Raw genomic sequence first — 24,171 nt, 5'->3', positions numbered from 1 at the left:
AAATAAACCTGTCTATTTTGGTCGGTTTTGATGAGGAGTGTCGCATGCGGCATGTGCATATTCATGTGACGGGCATTGTGCAGGGCGTTGGCATGCGGCCATTTGTGTATCGCGAGGCTATGGCGCATGACATTTACGGCTGGGTGCTCAATGCGGGCGACGGCGTGCATATCGAAGCGCATGCTCCGGCCGATGCGCTCGATGCTTTTGTTGCCGCGCTTTCTGAGCATGCGCCTGCGGCGGCTCGCGTTGAGCGAGTCGATGTTGCGGATTTGGAGCCTGGCGGCTGGAGCGCTGCCGATGAGCAGGACTTTCGCATTGTGGCGTCGCAGGATCAAACCGCGCACACCACACTTGTCTCGCCCGATATCGCCACCTGTGACGATTGCCTGCGCGAGCTGTTCGACCCCGCCGATCGGCGCTATCACTACCCTTTTATCAACTGCACCAACTGCGGGCCGCGCTTTACCATCATCCGCTCGCTGCCTTATGACCGAGCGGCCACGTCGATGGATCGTTTTCCCATGTGCCCCGAGTGTGCCGCAGAGTATGCCAATCCACTCGACCGTCGCTTTCACGCGCAACCCGATGCCTGCTTTGATTGCGGGCCGCATATTACGTGGCGCGAGGCTGTGAACGGCGATGCGTACGGGAATTCGTCCGCGACACCGGCCGTCGGTACCACACGCGAGGCCAGCGACGCTATCATCGAGCGCTGCGTTGAGCTGCTGGCCGACGGTGGCATCGTCGCCATCAAGGGCCTGGGCGGATTCCATCTATCCTGTGACGCTGCCAACGAGCAGGCGGTGGCCGAGCTGCGCCGTCGCAAACGCCGCAGCAACAAACCACTTGCCGTTATGGTGCGCAGCCTTGCTGATACCGAGCGCCTGTGTCATATCGACGATGCTGAACGCGATCTGCTCGCCGGCAGTATCCGCCCCATCGTGCTGCTGCGCCGGCGCACTGTTGGCGAGGGCAACGGCGGTTCCCCCGACTTCCTCGCCCTCGCGCCATCTGTCGTGCATGACTTGCCCGAGCTCGGCATCATGCTCCCCTATACGCCGCTTCAACATCTGTTGCTTGCCGCGGCAGAAGCCTGCGGTATGCACGCGCTCGTCATGACCAGCGGAAACCTGAGCGAAGAACCCATAGAAACCGACGACGATCTTGCCTGGAAACACCTCGTTGCCGCCGGCATTGCCGACGCGTTGCTCGGTAACGACCGCGCGATCCTCTCGCGCTACGACGACTCCGTGGTACGCGTGGTCGACGGCATCGTTATGCCCGTTCGCCGCGCTCGCGGATATGCACCCCAGCCGCTGCCGTTGCCGGCGCTCGACGGCGCTCCGTCCTGCGTGCTCGCTTGCGGGCCACAACAAAAGGCCACGATTGCGCTCACGCGTGAAGGGACGAACGGCGAGGCAACCTGTTTTGTCTCGCAGCATATCGGCGATGTTGAAAACGGCGGGACCTTCGATGCCTGGAACGCCGCGCGCACGCGCTTGGAAAACCTCTTTGACTTGGCGCCCGCCGCCTTAGCATGCGACATGCATCCCAGCTATCTGTCGAGCCAGTGGGCGCGCGAACAGGCGCAGAAACAGGGTATGCCGCTTGTTGAAGTTCAACATCATCATGCGCACATCGCGAGCGTGATGGCCGAGGCCATCGCCGCGGGCCAGCTTACAACCGACGCGCGTGTCCTTGGCATCGCCTTTGACGGCACCGGCGCCGGCACCGATGGGACCATTTGGGGCGGCGAGTTTCTTGTCGCCAGCCTTGGCAGCTTTGAGCGCGCCGCGCATTTGCGCACCTGGGCGCTCCCCGGCGGAGCGGCCTCCGTGCGTGACGCCCGCCGCAACGCCTTCGCCTTGCTCAGCGAACTTGGCCTACTCGAGCACCCAGGCACCGCTCGGCTTTTGGACAACCTCGACGAGCAAACGCGCAGCGTGACAGCCACCATGATCGAGCGCGGTATCAACGCCCCGCGTACCAGCAGCATGGGGCGTCTCTTTGATGCCGCGGCAGCAATTCTGGGCATCTGCGACAAGGCAACCTACGAGGGCGAACCCGCCATAGAACTCGAAGCCGCCGCCTGGCGCGCGTTCAGCAGTGAAAGTGCCTGCCCCACCGGCAATATGGCCAGCTTTTCCGTAACCGAATCATCCCGTCCGGACGACTGCCATGTTCTGAACTCCAGGCCGCTTTTTGAGGCGCTTTTGGAGGGAATCAGGACCGGCGTGCCCGCCGGCAAGCTCGCGCTCGACTTCCATGTCACCATCGCACGCGCGTCGGCCCGCATCGCAAGCGAGATCTGCGTCCGTGAAGACCTCGACACCGTCGTGCTCTCGGGCGGCGTGTTCATGAACCGACTTTTGCTTCGGCTCCTTACCCACGAACTCAAAGACGCCAGTCTTGCCGTCTTGGTCCCCCGCTCCGTGCCCGTCAACGACGGCTGCATCGCCTACGGTCAGGCCGCCATCGCTCGCGCTCACCTCGCGCAGACAGCATCGCGATAGGCTGTTTTGCCAGCCTGCGCGCCACCGTCTCACAGGTGTAACGCGTTTGCTCGTGACTCCCGCGAGCGCTACCATCAACTGATGGGTAATTAGGCGCCTATCCAGCGCAAAACGTATAAAAGGGGAACATTATGTGCCTTGCCGTTCCCGGTAAAGTGGTCAAACGCGACGACGACCTTAAGGCGACCGTCGACATGATGGGCATCGAGCGCCCCGTTTCGCTGCGCCTCGTGCCGACGGCACAGGTAGGCGACTATATTCTCGTACACGCCGGCTTTGGCATCCAGATCGTCGACGAGCAGGAAGCGCAAGAAACGCTCGAGCTCGTTAATGCCATGACCGAACTGGCCGAAGAAGACCAACTGGCCAGCAATCCGGCCGAGGCATACTAGTGGCGGCCGGACAGCCGGCGCGCTCCGGTATCGACTTTTCGGCATTTCGCGACCCCAAGCTGGCTCGCGAGCTCATCGATCGTATTCATGAGCTTGTCGGCGACCGCGCCATCAACCTTATGGAAGTCTGCGGCACGCACACCGTGAGCATCGGTCGCTATGGCTTTCGCTCCATTATGCCTGCCGGGCTCAAACTGCTGAGCGGTCCGGGTTGCCCCGTCTGTGTTACCGCCAACCGCGATATCGACCATGCAATCGCGCTCGCCAAGATGGACGGCGCCATCATCACCACCTTTGGCGACATGATGCGCGTGCCCGGGTCGTCTACCTCGCTCGCCGCGCAAAAGGCGGCGGGGCGCGATATTCGCATTGTGTACTCCCCGCTCGATGCACTCGATATCGCCGAACACAACCCCGACCGCCCGGTCATCTTTATGGGCGTGGGTTTTGAGACCACAACGCCCACCATCGCCGGCGCCATTTTGGAGGCAGACGCGCGCGGACTTTTGAACTTTTCGGTCTATTGCGCCCACAAGACCACGCCGCCGGCGCTGCGCGCCATCGCCAACGATCCCGAGACCACTATCGACGGCTTTATCCTGCCGGGGCACGTCGCCACCATCACGGGCCTGGCGCCCTTTAGCTTTTTGGTCGACGAGTTCAATACCCCGGGCGTGGTCACGGGATTTGAGCCGGTCGATATCCTGCAGGGCATCTGCATGCTGGTCCAGATGGTTGTCGAGAGCAGGCCGGCGATCGACAACGCCTACCGCCGCGGTGTCAATGCGAACGGCAACCCCGTGGCGCGCCAGCTGGTCGAGCAGGTATTTGAGCCATGCGATACCACATGGCGCGGATTGGGGCCGATTGCCAACTCGGGCCTTTCCATCCGTCCCGAGTTCTCGCGCTTTGATGCCCGCGTTCGCTTTGACGTGCCCGTTGAGGCGACGGTCGAGCCGCGCGGATGCCGCTGCGGCGACGTACTGCGCGGGGCCATTACGCCGAGCAGCTGCCCGCTCTTTGGCCGCACCTGCACGCCCGAGCACCCCGTCGGCCCGTGCATGGTGAGCTCCGAGGGCAGCTGCGCGGCGTACTACCGCTACCGCGACTAGCCCGGACACACCCACATACTGGCACCACCCACGATTGGAGTTTTGGATATGTCCCATAGCATCACCGATAGCACCGTCCTGTTGGGCCACGGCTCCGGCGGGCAGATGATGAAGCGCATCATCGACGAAGTCTTTTTGGATGCCTTTGGCTCGCCCGAGCTGCTTGCGGGCAACGATGCCGGCGTCGCCGCGCTGCCCGCGAGCGGGCGCATCGCCATGTCGACCGACAGCTTTGTGGTCTCGCCGCAGTTCTTCCCCGGTGGCAACATCGGCCGCCTCGCCGTGTGCGGAACCGTCAACGACGTCGCGACCTCGGGCGCCAACGTGCGCTACCTATCGTGCGGTTTTATCCTCGAAGAGGGCTACCCCATGGACAAGCTCCACCAGATTGTGCAGACGATGGCCGAGACCGCACGCGAGGCCGATGTGCGCATCATCACCGGCGACACCAAGGTGGTCGAGCGCGGCGGGGCCGACAGCGTCTACATCAATACCGCCGGGGTGGGCGAGGTGCCCGAGGGCGTGGCGCTCAGCGGCGCCAACTGCCAGCCTGGCGATGTCATTCTGGTATCGGGTACACTCGGCGACCACGGTATCGCCATCATGAGTCAGCGCGAGGGTCTGGCGTTTTCGAGCACCATCGAAAGCGACGCCGCGCCGCTCAACCACCTGATTGCCGATGTGCTTGCCGCAGCACCCGACACACGCTGCTTCCGCGACCCCACGCGCGGTGGCCTGGCCTCGACGCTCAACGAGTTTGCGCAGGCCAGCGGTGTTGCCATGGAAATCGACGAGGACGATGTACCCGTGCGCCCCGACGTGCAGGCAGCCTGCGAGATGCTCGGCTACGATGTGCTGCAGGTGGCAAACGAGGGCAAGATGGTCGCCGTGGTGCCGGCCGAGCAGGCCGATGCCGCACTGGCCGCCATGCGCGCCGCCCGCTACGGCGAGAACGCCGCCATCATCGGTCGCGTGCTGCCACTTGCCGAGGGCGCCCGTCCCGCCGTGCGCGTGCGCACCGGCTGGGGTTCGACCCGCATCCTCGACATGCTCGTAGGAGAGCAGCTGCCGAGAATTTGCTAACGACAAAGGCTCAGGGCTATTAAAGATATTCAGATTCCAAACATGCCCGGCACGCATGCCCAGTATCATGGGGTGCGTTTTACAACTCAAGCGGCAGGAGCACCCATGGCAGCAGCTTTTTCCCATGTGATCTTTGACCTGGACGGCACCATTCTCAACACGCTCGAGGACCTGGCGGCCGCCGGCAACCATACCTGCGAGATGCACGGCTGGCCCACGTTTGCCGTAGACGAGTACCGCTACAAGGTGGGAAACGGCATGCTCAAGCTGGTTGAGCGTTTTATGCCTGCCGAATATGCGGGTGACGGTCGCATGTTTGAGCAGACGCTTGCCGAGTTTAGGGCTTACTACGGCGAGCACAAGGAGGACCACACCGCCCCCTATGCCGGCACGATCGAGATGCTCGACCGCCTACGCGCCGCGGGCGTTCAGCTTGCCGTGCTCACCAACAAGGACCACGTCTCGGCGGCTCCGCTTATTGAGAAGTATTTTGGTTCCGAGCGCTTTGCGCTGGTACAGGGCCGTGTCGATGCGTTTCCCCCCAAGCCCGAGGCGCCTGTTACGCTGCATGTGATGAAAGAGCTAGGCGCCGATCCGGCAACCACACTCTATGTAGGCGATTCCAATGTCGATATCCTGACCGGTCACAATGCCGGCCTCAAGAGCGCCGGTGTCACCTGGGGCTTCCGCGGCCGCGCAGAGCTGGAGGCCGCCGGCGCCGACTACGTGGTGGACACCCAGGACGAGCTCGCGGCGCTGATTCTGGGCGAGTAGCGGGGCTGTCGCTCAACACGGCTGCATAGATTCTGTCGCGCGGAAAGCGCATCCCGTTTTGCCGCCTCAGAATGGGATGCGCTTTCCGGTTGAGCCTTGTCGGGGAATCGGCATCCCGTTTCAGAGCAATATTCCGGGTCGCACTTTCCGCAACCCAACCCATCCGGAAACCGCGACCCGCTATTCGGCCAAATACCGGCTCGTATTTTCCCGAGCATTCGATGCAACGCTGGCGCAAGGAGCGTCCCCAACTGCCGGCAGAAAAGGAACGTCCCCAAGTGCCGCCCCAATGACTACCATGGCAACGCCGCAGGTAGAGGGCGGACAGCGAGCGGGCACCAGAGCGAACAAATTGGCATGAAAAGAGGACGGCATAGACCTTCTGGTCATGCCGTCCTCTTTGAATGACAAGTTGTCGCTCTGGTGCCCGCGCAGCGTCGAGCAGTTGCGGCGTTTGGTAAAACGCCGCAACGAACTAGCTCAGCATTGCATCCATCATCTCGGAGTTGACGGAGTCGTCGGCAGACCACTCGCCGTCGTCGTTGCAGGTGTACTTGAAGATAACCGTGGTCTTCCTGGGCTCGGTGGCCTTGGTCACATCGACCATAACCTGACCGGCCATCTTGTACAGCTCGTCATCGGAAGGAACCGTGTCAAGCGCAGCGACCTTCTCCTGATACTGGGTGGAGAAGTCCTCGACGATCTTGTTCATGGACTTGCAGGTGATGGAGACCTCGGCGGTCGCGACACCCTTGTCCTCGTCGACCGTCACGTCGCCGATCTTGTAGTCAAAGCCCTCGAGATAGGTCTTGGCATACTCCTTGGGATCGATACCCAGCTGCTCGAACTCGTCGCCCGAAGCCTCCTCCAGACCAGAGAGGAAGTCGTCGCCACCGTTTTTGACCTCGTCAAACTGCGTCGTAAGATCCTCGGTGATGAGCTCCTCAACCGAAGGACCTCCACAGCCGGAAAGCACGACCACGCATGCAACCAAGACGGCCATGAGGGGCGCAAGCAGCAGCTTCTTTTTCATGTTGTTCCTCCCAATGAGCGGCACCGCGCTTCCCGGACGCGGCGCACGTTGTAATAAGTAAGCCCATACTATCCACTTATGAACGCCCTCGGCAACGCGAAGGCGCAGTCGGCTCGATTTAACGTCCGAACGGTTTACCGGTCCGCCCAACGCGCAATAAAACGTTCCGCCGCATTGTAATAAAAAAGGGCGGCCGGATAACCCGACCACCCTTGCACACCCTTTGGATGCCGCAGCTTACTTGCGGACGACCTTGACGATGGCATCGCCGGCGGCAACGGCAGACTCGGCCTCGACGGCGAGCTCGACGTCGGCAAACTCGGCGGTATTGGACACGGCCACGACGACGCAGTCCTTGTAACCGGCGGCAGCGATCTTGGCGCGGTCGATCTTGAGCAAGGGCTGACCGGCCTTCACGACGTCGTCGGCCTTGACGAAGCCCTCGAAGCCGTCACCGTTCATGTTGACGGTATCGACGCCAACGTGCACCAGAACCTCGATGCCGCTATCGGACTGCAGGCCCACGGCGTGACCCATGGTGACGGTCACCTTGCCGTCGCAGGGAGCGTAGACCAGGTCGTCCTCGGGCCACACGGCGCAGCCCTTGCCCAGAACCTCGCCACCAAAGACGGGATCGGGCACGTCGGCCATCTTGATGACCTTGCCCTTGACGGGCGAGCACAGCACGTCGGCGCCGGCAGAAGCAGAGATGGAGGCCGGAGCAGCAGCTGCCGCGGGCTCAGCCTTCTTCTTGAACATGTCAAACAGACCCATACGTTTTCTCCTCTTGATTAAGCGCAACGTTTTGCGCATGCCTATGGTGATTATAGTGCCAAATGATCAAATTGCTAAGGTGAGGGTTCGAATCGCAAGCCCTTCCAAGCCCTTCCCAAAACCTTTTCCCCAGCGGCACTCATATTGTCGATTAATCCAGACCCTCGGTACCGTTGGACTTGATGATCTTCTGATATGCGAAGAAGCTGTCCTTGCGGCGGCGCTCGTAGGTACCGGTGCCGTCGTCGTACTTATCGACGTGGATGAAGCCGTAGCGCTTGCGCATCTCACCAGTGCCGGCGGAAACCAGGTCGATGGGACCCCAGCAGGTGTAGGCAATCAGGTCAACGCCGTCGGCGATGGCCTCGCCCATGGCCTTGATGTGGCTCTGCAGATAGGCGATGCGGTACGGGTCGTGGATGGAGCCGTCCTCCTCGACCTCATCGTAAGCGCCCATGCCGTTCTCGACCACCATCAGCGGAATCTCGTAGCGGGCGTAAATCTCGTTGAGGGCGATGCGCAGACCCAGCGGATCGATCTGCCAGCCCCAGTCGGTGGACTCCAGATAGGGATTCTTGCCGCCAAAGGTCATGTTGCCCTCGGTCATCTCGTGATCCTTGTGGGTGCCCACGGTGCCGGACATGTAGTAGCTAAAGGTGTAGAAATCGACCTTGCCGTCGGCGATATCCTGCAGGTCGCCGTCCTCCATCACGAGCTCAACGTCATTCTCGGTCCAAAAGCGCTTGGCGTAGAACGGATACTTGCCGCGCACCTGCACGTCGGAGCAGTACCAGTTCATGGTATTCATCTCCTGCTGCGTGGCGAACACGTCGGCCGGATCGCATGTGGCGGCATAGGAAAGGATGAAGCAATCCATGTTGCCCATCTTAAACTGCGGGTAGTGCTCGTGGGCATAGCGTACAACACGGCCGCTGGCCACGAACTGGTGATGCAGGGCCTGCATACGGGCCTGCGGCGTGGTGTGGACCGCCGAAGCCGGGCCCTCAAAGCCCTGGATCATGCTGGTCCCAAAGAGGTTGCCCATGTCCTGGGTACCGCAGTTGATCTCGTTGAAAGTGAGCCAGAACTTGACCTTGTCCTGATAGCGGTCGAAGACGGTCTGGCAATACTTCTCAAAGAAGCCGATGAGCTCGCGGCTCGCCCAGCCGTTGTACTTCTCGACCAGGTGATAGGGCATCTCGTAGTGCGACAGGGTCACGAGCGGCTCGATATTGTGAGCGCGCAGGCAGTCGAAGACGCGGTCGTAGAAGGCGAGGCCGGCCTCGTTGGGCTCGGCATCGTCGCCGTTGGGGAAGATGCGGCTCCAAGAGATGGACATGCGGAACATGTTGAAGCCCATCTCGGCGAACAGCGCGATATCCTCCTCGTAGTGATGGTAGAAGTCGATACCGTCATGATTGGGGTAGAAGCGGTCGGGGTCGATGTCGATCGTGATCTGACGCGGCTCCTTGTAGCTGCCGCCCAAGAAATGGTCGTCGACCGAAGGACCGCGGCCGTCCACGTTCCAAGCACCCTCAAACTGATTGGCGGCCGTGGCGCCGCCCCAATAGAAACCCTCGGGGAACTTGATGTTTGCCATGAGCATCTCCTTTACATCGTGGGTCGATAAGCTGAGTATCGCCTGCGCACGGGGCGGGCAGAAGCGGGCGCGCCAAACCCGACACTTCTTTTCGCAGCGGCACCCCGCCGCCACCCCGCCCTTGACACTTCCTGATACCTGCCAAAAAGGGACTGCCAAAAGGGACAGGTTTATTTTGGTCGGTTTTATCTGGGCAAACGCTGGCGATACGCTGCCGGCGTGCAGCCATAGCGCTCGGCAAACTTTTTGTAGAAGAAGCTCATGTTGGCGTAGCCGACCTCGCGCGCCGCGGCTTCCGCAGTGGAGCCGGCGTCGAGCAGTGTTGCCGCGCGTGTTAGGCGACTCTCCTGCACGAGCTGCATAAACGTGCGTCCCGTCTGCCGTTTGAGCAGCGCGCTTGCGTAGTTGGGACTCAGATGGAGGTGGCGAGCTACGTCCTCGAGCGTACAATCGCAGGCATGGCGCTCGATGTAGCCCACGGCGGCCGCGACCTGCGCCGAGGGAAGTGTAGGTTTGCCCGCTTGCAGCAGTGCGGCCTCATAGCTTTGCATCAGCTCAATCAACAGCAACTCAAACAGCTTCGACACGATCTGGGGACTCGCAGCCGTCGGCTCCAGAAGCTCGCACAGCATCTCCTGCATATATCGGCGCACGCGGCGGCTGTTGCCCGTGCGGAAATGCACATGACCGCGGTGGTCGGTTTCGTCATTGAGGGCATTAATGAGGAACTGCGAGACGGTGCTTGACGGCGACAGGCTCTGCTCTAGGCTGCGGTGCAACATCGGCCGCGAGATGACGATGCTCAGCATAATGTCATGCTCGCCGAGCTCGCCTACGGCATGTGGACAGGCGGCGTCGAGTAAGAGCACCTCGTTTTGGGCAAGCATAAGCTGTTCGCCGTTGACGGTCTGCGGCGCATGCCCGCGATAAACATAGCTGATTTCGACATAATCGTGCACATGCTCCGGTACAGGGTTGAAGCGCGAGTTGCGCACGATTGATAGGCCCTCAGGCATGCCTTCTTGGTGCAAGGCTCGCGTCGGGTCACCGATTTTATGGATATGTTTTTCACTGATATTCTGTTGATGACCCCAGCTGAACGCATCATTCCAGTCATAGCGGGCGCCCGCGTGGTAAGCACGCTCGCTGTCGGTCAGCTCGAGCAGAAGGCTGTCTAAACGTGCAAGATCCATGGCATCACAATCGTTGATTCGGTCATATTCTGCTGTGGTTTTGATATTAGCAGGACGGCGCGCTCGGCGTACTCTGACTTCAATCGATTTAAAAGGTTGGTTTTAGAGGAGTGGATATGGCGGCATACGACAACCATGTGCTTCCGTTCTTGTGGCTCAAGGGCGAGGCGCACGAGACGATTACCGAATACCTGGAGCAGATCGCCGGTGCGAACATCCGCGAGGTCTGCCTCGAATCGCGCACGCATCCCGAGTTTTGTCGCAACGGCTGGTGGGCTGACCTGCGTTTTATCATCGGCGAGTGCAAGCGCTTAGGGTTGAAGATCTGGCTGCTCGACGACGCCCATTTCCCCACGGGCTACGCCAACGGCGCGCTTGCGGGCGAGAACGTCGACCCCGCGCTTAAGAAGACCGTGCTCAAACATCGCACGGTTACGGTCGTCGGTCCCCAGCCGTCCACGGTCATCAAGCTCGGCAATCTTATGGATCACACGGAGCGCTTTGTGGGCGCGGCGACTTTCGACGCCGCCGGCGCACCGCTCGACCTTGAGCTCTCCGTTGAGCAGGCCGACGGCACCCCCGCTCGCCTGCGTTTTGACGCGCCCGCCGGCATCACCACCGTCGAGCTCTTCGTCACCAGCCAAAAGACCGGCTTTCGCGATGAGTACATCAACATGGTCGACGCCGATTCGTGCCGTGTGCTCATCGATGCCGTCTACGAGCCCACGTTTGAGCACCTGGGCGACGAGTTCGGCTGCACCATACTGGGGTTCTTTACCGATGAGCCGGGCTTTATGAACGAGAAGGGCACGGCTCTCGACGATGCTTCTACCAGCAGCTTTATTGGACGCGGCGATATGTCACTGCCCTGGTCGGACGAGCTTGCCAGCCGCCTGTGCAATGCACTTGGCGAGGACTGGCTCACCAAGCTACACGGCCTTTGGACACGCGAGGCAGATGGTGCCCGAGCCCGTCACGCCTACATGGACATTGCCACGCAACTCTACCGCGCATGCTTTGACGAGCAGATTGGCGACTGGTGCCGCGAGCGCGGCGTCATGCACATCGGACATGTGATTGAGGACAAAAGCTGCCACACGCGCCTGGGCCAGGGCGCCGGGCACTACTTCCGCGCGGTCGCCGGACAAGATATGGCGGGCATCGACGTTGTCATCAACCAGCTTGCCCCCGGCATCGACCACGGGCGCTACAGCTACTTCCACGGCGCGTGGAACATGGAGTTCTTTACCTACGCGCTTGCCAAGCTGGGCTCTTCGGCCGCGCGTCTCGACCCAAAAAAGCAGGGGAGCTGTATGGCCGAGGTCTTTGGCGCCTTCGGCTGGCACGAGGGCCTTCGCGAGATGAAATGGATCGCCGACCACATGCTCGTCCGCGGTATTAACTGGTTTACGCCGCACGCATTTAGCATGGCGCCCTTCCCCGATTGGGACTGCCCGCCGCACTTTTACGCACACGGCAACAATCCGCAATGGCCGCACTTTGGCCAGCTCATGAGCTATATGAACCGTACGGCAACGCTGCTTTCGGGAGGCAGCGCCGCGCGTCCCGTCGCCATCCTGTACCACGCCGATGCCGAGTGGGCCGGCAGCGCCATGCCTATCGAGCGCGTGGCTGCCGAGCTCACGCGCGCGCAGATCGACTTTGATTTTGTGCCCGCCGAGGCTTTTGAGGATGAGGACCGTTACGAGGTTTCAGTTGCTGATGGAATGCTTGCCGTAAACGATTGTCGTTACCAGGCGTTTGTTATGCCAGGAGCTTCATTTATTGGCTCGGCGACGACGCGGGCCATAAGGCGCATGATGGCGGCGGGCGTTATGGTCCTCGCTGTCGACGAGGTGTCGAGCGCGCTTTACGACGCCGATGGCGTGGTTGAACTGGGTGAACTTGCAGCGACTCCGCTTGCCGATATGGCGGGCGTGCTGGCGAGCGTTGGGCTGCAGACGGTTGTCACCGACACGCCCCAGCCCTGGCTGCGCGCGCTTCGCTACGAGCACGCCGACGAGACCTACGTCATGCTGGTCAACGAGCACCCGCGCGAGTGCGTCGACTGCACAGTTAAACTCGCGCAAGGCGAGCGACTTTGCGGCACGCGCCTCGACCTGTTGAATGGCACCGATCCCGTTGCGTTTGACGGAACGCTTGAGCTCGCACCCTTCGAGAGCTGCTTCGTTGCCTTGGAGACGGACGGCGAGCTGGAGTCCGGGGACGGCGCGGACATGGGCTCGAGCGATGCGCTCGCCCTCGACATCAACGGACCTTGGACCGTCGCCCTCTCCCCTGCCGACAGCGGAACCTTTGGCGCCCCGCAGGAACTCGAGCACTTATGCGATCTCACTGCCGAGCGATTCCCCGATGCATGCGGGACGTTCCGCTATCGCACATTGTTCGAGCTGGCGAACGACCTTGCCGATGCCGCAATCGACCTGGGAGATGTCTACGAAGTCGCGACACTTACGCTCGATGGACACCCACTCGGCACACGCATCTGTCCGCCCTATCGCTTTGCCATCGACCCGCTTGCCGCCGGCACGCACGAACTCACCGTCGACGTCATCAACACGCTCGATCATGCGATTCCCGACATCTTCGCCCTCACCGAACCCATCGCCCCGAGCGGCATCCTCGGTCCCGTTACCCTTTGCGGGCAAAACCTGCCAAAATAAACCTGTCCCTTTTTGGCAGGCTTGTTGAGTGTGGGAGTTCGCATGGATATCAAACGCACGATTTCCGAGGCACAGGGCCTTACCCCTACCGAGCAACAGCTCGGCATCTCGGCCCTTGCCATGGGCGAAGACGTCCGCGGGCTCTCTATTAAGGAATTTGCCGCGCGCACCAACGTTTCCGTTGCGAGCGTGCACCGTTTTTGCAAAAAGCTCGGCCTCGAGGGATTCAAAGACCTCAAGGTCGAGCTCATCCGTCAGGCAGCCGAGACGGGTAACCGGCGCGACGTGGACATCAACTTTCCCTTCGATGCCACCTCCACTCCTGCGCAGGTGATGGAGCGTATGGAGGGGCTCTATCAGACCACTTTGGCCGAAACGCAGGAGCTGCTCGACCCCACACAGCTCGACCAGGCCGCCAAGCTTATCGTGCGCGCCGGCACCGTGGACATCTACACGGGCTCGCATAATCTGTATCCAGCGGGAATGTTCCGCGATCGCCTGCTTTCCGCCGGCAAAAGCGCAACGTGCCACGACAGTGTCGAGGCGCAGGTGCGTACGGCGCTCGCCTCGGGCCCCGACCATGTGGCAATCGTTATCTCCTACAGCGGCCTTGCCCCCAACCTCAGGGAGATCTTGCCAATCCTCAGCAGTCGACATGTCCCGGTCATCGTCATCGGCACACCGCACTGCGCCCGCATTCACCCCGGCTTTGCCGCCTATCTCACGGTGAGCGATCACGAGAGCATGACGCATCGCATCACACAGTTCGCCAGCCACATCGCCGTGCAATACGTGCTCGATTCACTCTACAGCAGCTACTTTGCCAAAGATTACGCCCGCTGCTCTGAGTTCTTAGAGCGGTCGTTTCCCTACACCCGCCTGCCCGGGCTCAAGTAGCGACGAGCGTGGATCATCGGACACTAACCTAACGAGCGTGGATAATCTCCCACTTTGAGCCCGCGCACAGGCCAAAACCGGGAGATTATCCACGCTCATTTTGGGTCCCCTGGGAACGCATGAGGAGGGCGGATAGAAAGCCGTTATTTGCGAGGCGTCAGCGACGTAAAGAGTCCGTGTTGGTTGCAGTAAAGATATATCCTGCCGCGCCCGGTAATATGGAAGCGCGGCTGCACCGATTGCTCTGGATAGAGCTTCTTAAAGCAGATGCCATCCATAGTCGCATATGCCACAAAGCTAATGTAGTGATCCTTGGTCATGGGATGATCGAGCGTGACGTACCAATCGTCCTCGATGCGCTCGATGGAAAAGGCGTGGTCCGCGTCCGGCTCTTCGGCCTCCTGGGGAAACATCGTGGAGCCACAGCAGCTAAAGCTGCCTTCTCCGAGCGCGTGCACAACGTTTCCGCAGATAGGGCAAACGTAAAAGACGCCTTTGAGCATATTGCCTGCACGGTTGGCGTTGGCCCGAATGTCACCAGCCAAAAGCTCAGCCACGCTTATGCCGAGTCTCTGGGCCAAAGGCTCAACGAGGGAAATGTCGGGAAGGCCGCGGCCGGATTCCCATTTGCTGACGGCTTTATCGGTCACGCCAAGGCTTTCCGCCAGGGCGCGCTGGGTGAGGCCGCGCTCTTCGCGCAGCTGCTTGATGGCATGCGCTGCCAAAAAAGTATGGGAAGCATTGGTTTGCCGTGTCTGGTTCATGGGCTGTCCAATCAAATTGAAGAAATGGAGTGAACCGGTTCGACAGTCAGTATCCATTTGAAGGCCAGGCTCGACAACCTACGCTGCGTAGACATGCGCCAATCGAACGAGCGCGGATTTTTGGACGCTCATCCTGAGTAGTCATTTAAGAACGTCCCCAATGACCACTCATTTATGTCTGTCCCCAATGACTGGGCAACGGCAGCGAGAGCCCCGATGTTTTGGCAACGACAGCGAGCGACGTCCAGGACGAACAAGTTGGCATGAAAAAGGCAAGGCATAGACCTTTTGGTCATGCCTTGCCTTTTGAATGACAAATTGTCGTCCTGGGCAGCGCGCAGCGTCGGCCGGTCCGCCGTTCGGTAGAACGGCGGAACCTACTTGACGCCGTACTGCTCGTAGTAGGCGTCGATGGCGGTCTTGAGCTCGTCGTCGATGACAACCTTGCCGTCGATCTCGTGGTTGTAAAGGGTCTCGACGACCTCGGCCATGGAGACGATGCTCGCGACGGGGAAACCGTACTTGGCCTCGATCTCCTTCTGCGCGGTGGTCACGCCGCCCTTGCCGACCTCCATGCGGTTGAGGGACACGATCAGGCCCTTGATCTCGACATCGGCAGCAGCCTTGACCTTGGGATAGGTCTCGTCGATGGACTTGCCGCTGGTGGTGACGTCCTCGACCATGATCACACGGTCGCCGTCCTGGGGCTCATAGCCCAGCAGGTTGCCCTTGTCGGCGCCGTGGTCCTTGGCCTCCTTGCGGTCGCAGCAGTACTTGACCTCCTTGCCGTACAGCTCGTGGTAGGCGATGGCGGTCACGACGGCCAGGGGAATGCCCTTGTAGGCCGGCCCAAACAGGACATCAAAGTCGTCGCCAAAGTTATCGTGGATGGCCTGGGCGTAATACTCGCCCAGCTTCTTGAGCTGATAGCCCGTCACGTAAGCGCCGGCGTTCATAAAGAACGGGGACTGACGGCCGCTCTTGAGCGTAAAGCTGCCGAACTTAAGGACGTCGGACTCAACCATAAACTTGATGAACTCTTGCTTGTAAGCCTCCATGCGGGCTCCTCTCGTAATCGCGTACGTGCCTTCCAGTTTAGCGCAGGCAGGGCGTCGGTGCGGGCGCGCTTTGGGGCCTCAGCATTCTGTAAAGGCTTTGTCAGGGGCAATGGTTTTCCAAACAAAGGGGTTGACACGGCAAACCCCCTCATCAAAAATACGGGCGGATTAAAACGGGTACGAGATACCCAAAGCGCGCCGCGCCCGGCCTTAAGGAGGTGTGCCATGGAAGGCAGTCATAGTCGAAAAACCTGCATGTCGCCCTCGGCACGCCGCGAGGATTCCGCACGCGCATAAGCGCCACGAACCGATCGTCAAAACCACCACAAAGGTGCCTGTCCCCTTTGTGGCGGTTCGAGAGCATGACGTGAGCGACATCTAGGTTTTTAAAGCACATACGACACGTACGCTAACTCCCTTCAACAAGGAGGACCCTATGCTGATGCTCAAAACCGCTACGGTACTCGAAGTCATCTCCAAGCGCCGCCGCACGGCGCGCCCTGCCGCTCACACCGGCCTGTCCAAGAACACCATATTCGCCGCCACCCATAGCGCCGAGGACGCCCTCGTGCTGCTTGACGCCAGGGCTGGCGGACTCGGTACCGAGCACGCCGCCGAGCGCCTAGACGCCGTCGGCCCCAACACCATCGAGGCGCCGACCAAGACACTCGCCCGCCGCATCGCCGACGCGTTCATCGACCCCTTCGCCGGCATCCTCGCCGCGCTCGCACTGGTCTCGCTCTACATCGACGTGCTCGCCGTGCCCGAGCCCCAGCGCGACCCCTCCACGGTCATCGTCATCGGCATCATGCTGCTGGTATCGGGCGGCATGAAGTTTATCCAGGAAGCCCGCAGCGGCAATGCGGCCGAGGCCCTCAAGGACCTGGCCTCCAACACCTGCTGTGCCCTGCGCGACGGCGAGCGTATCGAGATCCCCTTTGACGAGCTCGTCCCCGGCGATGTAATCCGTCTCTCTGCCGGCGATATGGTGCCGGCCGATGCCCGCATCATCACCGCGCGCGACCTGTTTGTGATCGAGTCCGCACTCACCGGCGAGAGCGAGGCCGTCGAAAAGACCGCTGCCATCACCGTCGCCGAGGGTGCCGACAGCTCCGCGCTGCCGCTCTCTGCCTGCAAGAACATCGTCTTTACCGGCACCTCCGTGCAAAACGGCACCGCTATGGCACTTGTCGTAGCCACCGGCTCGGACACTTACCTGGGCGGCATCGCCAAGATGCTCAACGGGCGCGGCGAGAAGAGCGCGTTTGACCGCGGTGTCTCGAGCGTCTCCATGTTGCTCGTGCGCCTGATGCTCGTTATGGCGCCGGCGGTCTTTGCCATCAACGTCGCCACCAAGGGCAACGTCATCGACGCGCTGCTGTTCGCCACGAGCGTGGCCGTGGGCATCACGCCGCAGATGCTCCCCGTCATCGTGACCTCGAGCCTGTCGCAGGGCGCCAAGGACCTCGCCCGTCGCCAGGTTATCGTTAAGGAGCTACCGGCGATCCAAAACCTCGGCGCGATGGACGTCCTGTGCTGCGACAAGACCGGCACCCTCACCGAAGACCGCATCGTGCTCGAGCGCTACCTCAACACCGACGGCAACGAGGACGCGCGCGTGCTGCGCCATGCGTTTTTGAACAGCTTCTTCCAGACCGGCCTCAAGAACCTTATCGACCTGGCCGTCATCGACCGCGCCGATGTGACGCCCTCGGCCGCAGCACCCGATTCCATGCTGGGCCAGAGCCTGCGCGACCGCTATACCAAGGTCGACGAGGTGCCCTTCGATTTCTCGCGCCGTCGTCTGAGCGTAGTTGTCGCCGACGCCCAAGGCAAAACCCAGATGGTCACCAAGGGAGCTGCCGAGGAAATGCTCGAGATCTGCTCCTTTGTCGAGGTCGATGGTGCCGCCCAGCCGCTTACCAAAGATAAGCTCGCCCAGATTCGCAAGCAGGTAGCCGGGCTCAACGCCGAGGGCCTGCGCGTGATTGCCGTGGCGCAGAAGACCAATCCGCGCTGCGTGGGCGAGTTTGGCATCGCTGACGAGTGCGACATGGTGCTGATGGGCTTTTTGGCCTTCCTCGATCCGCCCAAGGCAAGTGCCGCCGGCGCCGTCGCCACCCTCGAGGCCAAGGGCGTGGCGGTCAAGGTCTTAACCGGCGACAACGACCGCGTGGCCGCCACCGTCTGCGAGCAGATCGGCATCGACGCGAGTAACGTCTTGCTGGGCTCCGAGATCGATGCGCTCGACGACGCCGAGCTTGCCGAGCGCGCTGAGAAAACTCATCTCTTTGCCAAACTCTCGCCGCTGCAGAAGGCGCGCCTGGTGCGCGTCATGCGCGAGCTGCTCGGTCACACCGTGGGCTTTATGGGCGACGGCATTAACGACGCCGCCGCCATGCGCGCGAGCGACTGCGGTATCTCGGTCGATTCCGCCGTCGACATCGCCAAGGAATCCGCCGATATCATCTTGCTTCAGAAGGATCTGGGCGTGCTCGAGCGCGGCGCCATCGAAGGCCGTCGCACCTACGGCAACCTGCTCAAGTACCTCAAGACCACGGTGAGTTCCAACTTCGGCAACGTGCTGTCCGTGACCGTCGCGAGCCTGTTCTTGCCGTTTTTGCCCATGAGCGCCCTGCAGCTGGTGCTGCTGTCGCTCGTCTACGAGATCGTATGCATCGCGCTGCCGTGGGACACCGTCGACGACGCCTGGACTGCCCGCCCGCGCGCCTGGGATGCCGCGTCCATTAGGGGCTTTATGCTCGAGTTGGGCCCCATGAGCTCGCTGTTTGACATCGCGACCTTCGCCGCGCTCTTCTTTGTAGTGTGCCCCGCAACCGTGGGCGCGAGCTGGGCAGAGCTTGCCGCCGCGGGCAACGTCGCAGACATGGCGGCCTTTGCGGCGCTCTTCCAGAGCGGATGGTTTGTCGAGTCCATGTGGTCACAGACGCTCGTGATCCACATGCTGCGCTCCCCGCGCCTGCCGAGCGCGCGCGACCACGCCGCGCCCGCGCTGTGCGCCCTCACCGTGCTGGGCCTGGCGCTCGTCACCTGGCTGCCGGCAAGCCCCGTCGCCGATGCGCTGGGCCTCATGCCGCTGCCGCCGAGCTTCTTCGCGCTGCTCGTCGGCATCGTCACCGCCTATATCGCGCTCACCCAGCTGGTCAAGCGCCGCTACATCGCCCGCCACGGCGAGCTACTGTAGCGCCCGAATTGTGGCGCGCGACCCATCAGGCGGTCAAAAAGTCCCGTCTCAAGTTAAACCACTCATTTAAGCACGTCCCCAATGAGTGCGGCGGAATGGCTCCCCTTGACAGCTTAAAGCCGTCATGCAGGAACCATTCCGTCGCAGCCTTATGAAAGGGACTGGGTTGTAAATGTTGGAGAAGAGCCGTTAGCGCCCAGGGGTCAGGATCACCAGGGCGTCGTGCTCAAAGGGATGCTGAGCCACGCGCACGGTGCCGTCACCGTTGTCGCGAACGGGCAGCTTGGCGACGCGCTTGTCTTCCATGTCGAGAACCGTCGCCGTCCAGCCACGCGCGCCGTCGAGCTTAAACTTGAGCGCCGTGGTGCGCGGCAGGTACGTGACGACGCGATCGCCAACGCGCGCCACACGAATGGCCTCGCGCGCGTCATCGAGGAGCTCCTGCGCCGGAACCACGGCAAGTGCGTCGTCGCCAGCCGTAGCACCCAGGCCGGCAAGCACATGCTCGATCGCGCCAAAGTCCCAAACGCCCGCAAACTGCAGACACTCCTGCCAGCGGAACGGCATATCGAAGCCCTCGCCCAACACCGAGCCCTGGCTCTTGCTAGTCTGCCAGTTCCAAACACCGTGCGCGCCATAGGTCACACCCGCGCTGGCGCCGGCAAGGATCGACGACCACACACTCGCGCGGCAGTCCTGCGCGGTGAAGCGCCAGTACACATTGCGCGACGCACCCATCTGCTCGTAACAAGGCTCAGAGTTGACCATCGGCTTTTTGGGATAGTTGGCGATAAAGTCCTGCGGCAAGTGCCAAGCCTCGGGCTGGCCCTCGTAGTTGTGGCCGGGCTGGAACATGTAGAAGTCCAAGCGGTCCAGGTACCGTGCCGGGATGGTGCGGTTGCCGCGGTTGATATGCATGGTGCGCAACGCCTCGGGCGCGCGATTGACGACTTCGTCGAGGGCATCCTCGTAATAGGCGATCGCCTCGTCGCTGGTAAAGTCGGTATCGCCTGTCACCACGTAAACGGGGTCGAACTCACCCAGGTTCTCGACGACGCGGGCAACGTGGGCACGGACCTCCTCGCGCGGCATAACCTCGGCACCGCAATGCTCGGCAATCTTGGCGCCCCAGGTACCGGGCACGTAGTTGCACCACATAAGCACGAGTGCCGGACGAATGCCGTGCTCGACGGCAGCGCGACACATGGCAGCAGCGCGGTCCCAGTACGCCTGGTTGGGACGGGACCAATCAAAGTGCACGCCGTCCTCGCTGGCATAGGGCCAAATGCCCAAATCGGGGCAGCAGCGATCCCACTGCGGCAGTGTGTTGACCTGCAGCACGTTCATGCCCTGCTCGGCACGGCGGGTCAGATAGTAGTCCCAGTCGTCCTCGGCGATGCTCGTAAATGCGCTCCAGCACGTATCGGCAAACCAAAAGAACGGTTTGCCCTCGCACAAAAAGCCGTCCTGGCGACTGTTGACAGTCAGTTTTCCCAAACTCATCTGCATGTCCTTTCGTTTGATAAAGGAGTTGCGAACCGGCAGATTCTTTCGCGGTAACCCCGCGCGAAAGCCCCTGGCGCTTAGCAAGCCCCGGCGAGTAGGCGCCACGCGCCCCCAATCAGTCTACCTTGCAAGAAGGGCCCCGCCGGGCTTGCGCCTGACGGGGCCCTGTCGTGTAGGTGAGGTCTTATGCGACCGAATGGCTTGGCCTTAGGCCTCCATCTCGGCGAGCTCCTCCTTGGAGAAGCCGGAGACAAAGACGACGGCAGCGGCGATGACAAAGGAGATTGCCATACCGACGATAGCCCAGACGGTGTTCATCTGGCCACCCTGCAGGTAGTTGGTGAAGACCAGGAAGTTGGAGGCACCGCCTGCGAGGTAGTAGGTAACCCCCATGAGGCCGGAGAACACAGCGCCGATGGCACCGCCGATGAACATGCCGAGCATAGTGCGACGGAAGCGCATGAGGATACCGAAGAGCGCGGGCTCGGTGACGCCGCCGGCGATGGCGGAGATGACGTAACCGATGGCGAGAGACTTCTCGTCGGGGTTCTTCATCTTGAGGAAGGCACCGAAGGCGCAGCCCCAGACGGCGGCCATAGCGCAGTTGGTGGAAACGAAGACGAAGGGATCGTAACCGGCAGCGATGATCTGAACCTGGGCGAGCAGGATGACGGGCATGTGCATGCCGCAGACCACGAAGAGCTGCCAGAAGGCGCCGAGGACGGCCATGACGATCAGAATACCGATGCCGCCAAGGTCAGCAAGGCCGAAGAGCGCGTTAGCGATCAGCGTACCGATCTCGTTGCCGATGGGGGCGAGGACGATGAAGGCGATGGGGATGGTAACGATCATGGTGCAGAACGGCGTGAAGACCGTGGAGAGCACGTCGGGCATGACCTTCTTAAAGAACTTCTCGATGAAGTAGAGGACGGGCACCGAAAGGATGATCGGCAGGACGGACTGCTGATAGTTGGCGGCGGCGATCTGGATGCCGTAGACGGAGATGATTCCGCCGCCCTCCTGGGTGGCGACGCTCACCACGGAAGGAGCCATGAGGGCGCCACCGAGCAGCATGCCGAGCACCGGGCTGGCGCCGAGCTTCTTAGCCGCGGCATAACCCAGGTAGATGGGGATAAAGGTGAACGTGGCCTCGTACAGCGTGGTGTAGAGGAACGTATAGGTCGGGTCGTCGGCCGAGAGCACACCGAGCATGGTGGGGCCGAGGACGGCCGCGATGGTACGGAACAGACCGCCGGCCATGAGCAGCGGGATGAGCTGGGTCATGGAGCCCGACAGATAGTCGAGGATGATATTGGGCAGGTTCTTGAGCTCGAACTTCTCCTTGGGAGCATCGAGGTTCTCGTTGACGGCCTCACCCTGCTTGACACCGGAGATGGCGACGAACTCGGCGAGCACCTTGGGCACGTTCTGGCCGATGATGACCTGGAGCTGGCTGCCGGCAAACTGGCAACCCAGAACACCCTTGACCTTCTTGATCTTCTCCACGTCGGCCTTGCTGTTATCCTTGAGCGTCAGACGCAGGCGCGTCATGCAGTTGGTGGCAACGGAAACATTCTCCGCACCGCCCACGAGCTCGAGGACATCGGTGGCAATCTGCTTGTTATCTACTGCCATGGGACCCCTCCCCATATCTTCGTGTGCCAGCCCCCTTGGGCTTAGGCACGCCTTTGGCCCGGCGACTATAACCCCTTACGGTTGCCGGACCCTTGGATACGCTTTTGTAAACAAGGTGTTTACTGAACGTTTACGGGCTTTAGTTTACACGGAGCGCCGAATTTATGGCAATTTTGCCGTCTACAGTCCGGTGAACGGTAGGAAATCGGGGGTGAACGTATTTGAATGGCGGGAGATGGTCTCTTTGACCCTCTATTGATATATAGCCATTTACGTGGGATTTTATTTTGATGAACACCTCACTGATCTGTTAACTCATCAACAGAATCCCTGCTAGAAGCTAGTAAACATACGTTTAGTAGTTCACGACGTGTTCAATTTTGCCGTTTACCGAGTTCATCTGGTTATTCTTCAATTCTAGATTACACTAAACATGTTTAGTTTGTATTGCCGCAGATGCCAGGCATTCGCGGCGCAAGGGAGGCAGCTCATGGAACTCAAATTGTGTACCTACGCAACCGTCACCACCTTGGGCGACTTTGGCCCCTGGATCAGCAAGGTCGTACTCGACCTGCCCTGCACCGTGCGCGCCAACGACATCGACGCGAACACCTTCCATATATATGTAGAGCGTCACGAGCGCTCGGGCGATGTTCTGATGCGCAAGGAACGCGGCGCCGACCATGCCGCGCCCTCCGTGGGTTACATCGACATTCTCGCCGCATATCCGTGCGACGAGAACGGACGTAAGCTCGCCGTGGGCACCCATGTGGCGCTCGAGGTCGCCGAGCAGCGCCTGACCAAAAAGATCGAAGGCGGCGTCATGGGCTCGCGCATGCTCGATGACCAGTTGCACATCACGCAGCTCGCGGCTCTTCCCGGCAACGACGGCGACGATCCCACCTGCGGCCTGGTCTTCGACACCTGCCGTGGCGATATCTGCCCTGCGCTCAAAGGCTGGAGCAACGACACGCAAAAGACCGCCGTCGACGGTATCGCGCTCGAATACGGCTTCTTTGAGCCCAGCTTTAAGGCCGAGGACTCGGCATGCTTCAACCCCTTTGCGCCCGAGGCCACGGCCGTGCCCCAAAAGGCACCGCTCGTGGTGTATCTGCACGGCGCCGGCGAGGGCAAGGGCGCCACGCAGGGCGAAGGCGCCACGCGCGCCTATATCGGCAACCGCGTGACGGCCATCAGCCAGGCGCAGATCCAGCGCTACTTTGGCGGCTTTGCCTGGGTGCTCGTGCCGCAGTCGCCCACGTTTTGGATGGACAACGGCGTCGAGCAGCTTGGTCACTCCAACCAGAGCATCTACTCCCCCGTGCTCAAGGCACTTATCGATGAGTTTGTCACCGAGCATGCCGACCGCATCGACACCGACCGCATCGTGGTCGCCGGTCTTTCCAACGGCGGCTTTATGACCCTGCGCCTGTGCGCCGACTACCCCGATTTCTTCGCCGCGGGCCTTCCCTGCTGCGCCCCGTGGTACAACGCCACGGACGAGGACGTAGCCTCGCTCGCCAAGACGCCGCTGTGGTTTACGCACTCCAAGGGCGACGAGCTCGTGCACCCGCAACAGACCGTGCTGCCGCTGTTCGCGCGCCTGCGCGATGCCGGCGCCAACGTGCATCTCACCTACTTTAGCCATGTCGAGGACCTGACCGGCGTGTATCGCGAGGCCGACGGCTCGGCCAAGAAGACGTTCAACCACGGCGTGTGGATCCACCAATTCAACGACCTGTGTTATCAAGACTTCGACGGGGGCAACGTACTCATCGACGGCGAGCCGGTGGGCTGCTGGGAGTGGTCGGCCAGGGTTTCGAGGTAACCATCCCATCGGGGGCTCTGACCTTTAGTTTTGTAAACGTCCTCGCGCATGAGCCCCGCTTATCCTGCTCCTTCGGAGCATCGGATAAGCGGGGCTCGCGCTGCGGAATGTTTACAA

Annotated in this window: 17 protein-coding genes; 9 read left to right on the top strand and 8 right to left on the bottom strand. The window is 61.3% G+C overall.

Annotated features, from left to right (window positions below):
* Positions 1-44 precede the first annotated feature (44 nt).
* The 5 genes from hypF to DWX39_RS04275 all read left to right on the top strand — a co-directional run bounded on the left by hypF (position 45) and on the right by DWX39_RS04275 (position 5,877).
* Positions 45-2,516: a carbamoyltransferase HypF gene (hypF, locus tag DWX39_RS04295; RefSeq protein WP_117758616.1), complete on the top strand. Its 2,472-nt coding sequence runs from the start codon at positions 45-47 to the stop codon at positions 2,514-2,516.
* A gap of 131 nt (positions 2,517-2,647) precedes the next feature.
* Positions 2,648-2,908: a HypC/HybG/HupF family hydrogenase formation chaperone gene (locus DWX39_RS04290; protein ID WP_022094793.1), complete on the top strand. Its 261-nt coding sequence runs from the start codon at positions 2,648-2,650 to the stop codon at positions 2,906-2,908.
* Positions 2,908-4,020, top strand: a complete 1,113-nt coding sequence (gene hypD, locus DWX39_RS04285) for a hydrogenase formation protein HypD (RefSeq protein ID WP_233508873.1) — start codon at positions 2,908-2,910, stop codon at positions 4,018-4,020. The genes DWX39_RS04290 and hypD overlap by 1 nt, the downstream gene beginning before the upstream one ends.
* 48 nt (positions 4,021-4,068) lie before the next feature.
* Complete coding sequence (gene hypE / locus DWX39_RS04280; RefSeq protein WP_117758615.1) at positions 4,069-5,103, top strand: hydrogenase expression/formation protein HypE; 1,035 nt, start codon at positions 4,069-4,071, stop codon at positions 5,101-5,103.
* A gap of 105 nt (positions 5,104-5,208) precedes the next feature.
* The gene (locus tag DWX39_RS04275; protein WP_117758614.1) at positions 5,209-5,877 is read left to right on the top strand and encodes an HAD family hydrolase; all 669 of its coding nucleotides are present in this window, start codon (positions 5,209-5,211) and stop codon (positions 5,875-5,877) included.
* Positions 5,878-6,352: 475 nt separating this feature from the next.
* On the opposite strand, the gene DWX39_RS04270 is transcribed toward DWX39_RS04275, so the two are convergent.
* The 4 genes from DWX39_RS04270 to DWX39_RS04255 all read right to left on the bottom strand — a co-directional run bounded on the left by DWX39_RS04270 (position 6,353) and on the right by DWX39_RS04255 (position 10,477).
* Positions 6,353-6,910: a hypothetical protein gene (locus DWX39_RS04270; protein ID WP_035136614.1), complete on the bottom strand. Its 558-nt coding sequence runs from the start codon at positions 6,908-6,910 to the stop codon at positions 6,353-6,355.
* A 237-nt stretch (positions 6,911-7,147) separates the two neighbouring features.
* Positions 7,148-7,684 (bottom strand): PTS glucose transporter subunit IIA, encoded by a 537-nt coding sequence (locus DWX39_RS04265; RefSeq protein ID WP_117758613.1) that lies wholly within the window; start codon positions 7,682-7,684, stop codon positions 7,148-7,150.
* Between the two features lie 151 nt (positions 7,685-7,835).
* On the bottom strand, positions 7,836-9,284 hold the full coding sequence (locus DWX39_RS04260) for a glycoside hydrolase family 1 protein (RefSeq protein ID WP_117758612.1): 1,449 nt from the start codon (positions 9,282-9,284) through the stop codon (positions 7,836-7,838).
* Positions 9,285-9,469: 185 nt separating this feature from the next.
* Positions 9,470-10,477 (bottom strand): AraC family transcriptional regulator, encoded by a 1,008-nt coding sequence (locus tag DWX39_RS04255; protein ID WP_117758611.1) that lies wholly within the window; start codon positions 10,475-10,477, stop codon positions 9,470-9,472.
* A 116-nt stretch (positions 10,478-10,593) separates the two neighbouring features.
* Here DWX39_RS04255 and DWX39_RS04250 point away from each other — a divergent pair, with 116 nt between their 5' ends.
* Positions 10,594-13,161: a glycosyl hydrolase gene (locus DWX39_RS04250; RefSeq protein WP_117758610.1), complete on the top strand. Its 2,568-nt coding sequence runs from the start codon at positions 10,594-10,596 to the stop codon at positions 13,159-13,161.
* Between the two features lie 42 nt (positions 13,162-13,203).
* Positions 13,204-14,058 carry a MurR/RpiR family transcriptional regulator gene (locus DWX39_RS04245; protein WP_117758609.1) on the top strand — a complete coding sequence of 285 codons (855 nt, stop codon included), beginning with the start codon at positions 13,204-13,206 and terminating at the stop codon, positions 14,056-14,058.
* Between the two features lie 143 nt (positions 14,059-14,201).
* On the opposite strand, the gene DWX39_RS04240 is transcribed toward DWX39_RS04245, so the two are convergent.
* On the bottom strand, positions 14,202-14,822 hold the full coding sequence (locus DWX39_RS04240) for a helix-turn-helix domain-containing protein (protein ID WP_055250846.1): 621 nt from the start codon (positions 14,820-14,822) through the stop codon (positions 14,202-14,204).
* 377 nt (positions 14,823-15,199) lie between these two features.
* Positions 15,200-15,880 carry an orotate phosphoribosyltransferase gene (gene pyrE, locus DWX39_RS04235; RefSeq protein WP_117736922.1) on the bottom strand — a complete coding sequence of 227 codons (681 nt, stop codon included), beginning with the start codon at positions 15,878-15,880 and terminating at the stop codon, positions 15,200-15,202.
* Positions 15,881-16,316: 436 nt separating this feature from the next.
* Between pyrE and mgtA the strand changes: the two genes are divergently transcribed.
* The gene (gene mgtA, locus DWX39_RS04230; protein WP_117758608.1) at positions 16,317-19,085 is read left to right on the top strand and encodes a magnesium-translocating P-type ATPase; all 2,769 of its coding nucleotides are present in this window, start codon (positions 16,317-16,319) and stop codon (positions 19,083-19,085) included.
* A 189-nt stretch (positions 19,086-19,274) separates the two neighbouring features.
* Here mgtA and DWX39_RS04225 read toward each other — a convergent pair whose 3' ends face one another.
* On the bottom strand, positions 19,275-20,588 hold the full coding sequence (locus DWX39_RS04225; RefSeq protein WP_117758607.1) for a DUF4038 domain-containing protein: 1,314 nt from the start codon (positions 20,586-20,588) through the stop codon (positions 19,275-19,277).
* A 210-nt stretch (positions 20,589-20,798) separates the two neighbouring features.
* Complete coding sequence (locus DWX39_RS04220) at positions 20,799-22,226, bottom strand: PTS transporter subunit EIIC (RefSeq protein WP_117758606.1); 1,428 nt, start codon at positions 22,224-22,226, stop codon at positions 20,799-20,801.
* A gap of 490 nt (positions 22,227-22,716) precedes the next feature.
* On the opposite strand from DWX39_RS04220, the gene DWX39_RS04215 reads away from it, so the two are divergent.
* Positions 22,717-24,054 carry a prolyl oligopeptidase family serine peptidase gene (locus DWX39_RS04215; RefSeq protein ID WP_117758605.1) on the top strand — a complete coding sequence of 446 codons (1,338 nt, stop codon included), beginning with the start codon at positions 22,717-22,719 and terminating at the stop codon, positions 24,052-24,054.
* Positions 24,055-24,171 lie beyond the last annotated feature (117 nt).

The sequence above is a fragment of the Collinsella sp. AF19-1LB genome, assembly GCF_003459655.1.
GTDB lineage: Bacteria > Actinomycetota > Coriobacteriia > Coriobacteriales > Coriobacteriaceae > Collinsella.
The sequence above is the reverse complement of the archived record's forward strand: the minus strand, read 5'-3'. Positions and strand labels throughout refer to the sequence as shown.